The sequence below is a fragment of the Streptomyces thermovulgaris genome (assembly GCF_002155915.1).
GTDB classification, from domain to species: Bacteria; Actinomycetota; Actinomycetes; order Streptomycetales; family Streptomycetaceae; genus Streptomyces; species Streptomyces thermovulgaris.
This window is the reverse complement of sequence record NZ_MUME01000512.1, coordinates 1-1,754: the sequence shown is the minus strand read 5'-3', so window position 1 is coordinate 1,754 and position 1,754 is coordinate 1. Positions and strand designations below refer to the sequence as shown.

2 protein-coding genes are annotated in these 1,754 nt (G+C 77.2%); one reads left to right on the top strand and one right to left on the bottom strand.

The features are described from left to right. Window positions 1–999: ATP-binding cassette domain-containing protein (locus tag CCN35_RS26915; RefSeq protein WP_086794648.1), on the bottom strand; the 999-nt coding region annotated here is incomplete at its 3' end. A gap of 158 nt (window positions 1,000–1,157) precedes the next feature. Between CCN35_RS26915 and CCN35_RS26910 the strand changes: the two genes are divergently transcribed. Then, window positions 1,158–1,742 carry an SAV_6107 family HEPN domain-containing protein gene (locus CCN35_RS26910; protein ID WP_067392777.1) on the top strand — a complete coding sequence of 195 codons (585 nt, stop codon included), beginning with the start codon at window positions 1,158–1,160 and terminating at the stop codon, window positions 1,740–1,742. The last annotated feature ends 12 nt before the right edge of the window (window positions 1,743–1,754 follow it).

Genomic DNA, 1,754 nt, shown 5'->3' with positions numbered 1-1,754 from the left:
GTCGGACGCCGAGCGGGCGGCCGTCTGGGAGCGGCTGCGGTCGATCAGTGCGTCCGGAACGACCGTGCTCGCGGTGTGCAGCCAGGCACCGGAGGGTGCGGTGGTCGTCTCCACCGCGCCTTCCGCCGGGCCCTCGGCGGGGCCGCCGTCGTTCGGGCCGTCGGCCGGGCCGCCGTCCGGGCCGTCGCCGGACGGCGTGGCGGGGGAGCCGGCGGAGGGCTCCGCGGGGTCCCCCGCCGAGGACTGGACGGAGGACCCCGCGGAGGGCGTGGGGGAGGACCGGGCCGAGGGCCCGGCGGAAGGCGCGGTGGAGACGACCACCGCACCCTCCGGTGCCTGGCTGCACACCGCGAGCACGGTCGTTCCGGACGCACTGATCGACCGCAGCCGCTCCCAGACGGCGGCCCGCTCGGCGTCCGACAGCTTGAGGTCGGTGTCGTCGACGGCGAGCAGCCGCGGCCGGGACATGAGCGCCAGGGCGATCGACAGACGCAGCTCCTGGTGGCGCTCCAGGTCACGGACGGCGGTGCGGTCGCCCTTGGGCAGGGCCGCGAGGTCGAGACCGGCGGCGTCGAGCGCCGTGTCGATCAGCCGCCGCGCCTCGGCCCGGCGCTCGGCCCGGGGCCGCAGCAGACCGCGCAGCGAGCCGCCGAACCGGCGCTGGAGCAGCGCCCGCTCGCGCAGGTGCTCGCCGACGGTCAGGGCCGGCTCGAGATCGGTGACACCGGCGACATGGGCGAGCGCGGTGACCCGGCGCAGGGCGGACATGCGGCGGGGCAGCTCGAACGCGCCCACCCGGGCCGTCCCCGCCGTGGGCCGCATCCGCCCGGTGAGCGCGAGCAGCAGGCAGGTGCGGCCGGAGCCGGACGGGCCCTCCACCGCGATCAGCGCACCGGGCTCCGCGTCGAGGTCGATGCCGCGAAAGGCCCAGCCGCGGGGCCCGCGCAGCCCGAAGCCGCGGGCGGTGACGCCGAGGCCGTGTGCCGTGGGGTCGTGCACGGCGTGTCCTCTCCTTTTTGAACTGACTGGTCAGTGCAAAAACTATCCCGCGCCGGCGATCGGGGCAAAAGGCCAGGCCGGAAGGGATTGTCAGTGCCATATCCCACGATGAGCGCATACGGCGCTCATGCCGTCGTCCAGACGACAGGAGGTTCGTCATGGCCCACTCGTCCGCAGCAGCCGCACGCCGGCGCCGCGCCGCCGGCCCCGTGCCCTCACTGACCGGACCGGCGAGCGACGTGCACCCCGTCCTGCGCCGGACCACGGCGCCGCCCGCCGCCCTCGATCTGCTCGCCCGGGCCCGTGCGGGTCTGAAGGAGGCCATGGCCCTGCCGACCCCGAACGAGCGGTACGCGACGGCCCACCTCGCCGCCCTGCGCACCGCCGCCGCCGTGCTCGCCGCGCGGGGACGCCCGGAGACCACCCCCCGGCAGCGGGCACGCATCAGGAGCGCCTGGGAGGTGCTCCCCGAGATCGCGCCCGAACTCGCCGAGTGGAGCGCGCTGTTCGCCGCGGGCGCCGAGCGCCGCGCCCGGGCCGAGGCCGGCATCCGGGGCGCGGTCGGCCCGCGCGACGCCGACGACCTGATACGCGACGTGGCGATGTTCATCCGCCTCGTGGAGCGTCTGCTCGCCCTCCGGCCGTCCCTGCCCCGGCCCCGCCGGGAGGCCGGCGCGACGGGCGGGCAGGAGGCCTCCCGCCGCGGGACCCGGGATCCGCACGGACTGCCGGACGCGGGCTGACGGACGGGAGCC

What these genes read in the sequence shown, in the direction of transcription:
- CCN35_RS26910 (WP_067392777.1), top strand. Translation starts at nt 1,158, where the DNA reads ATGGCCCACTCGTCCGCAGCAGCCGCACGCCGGCGCCGCGCCGCCGGC.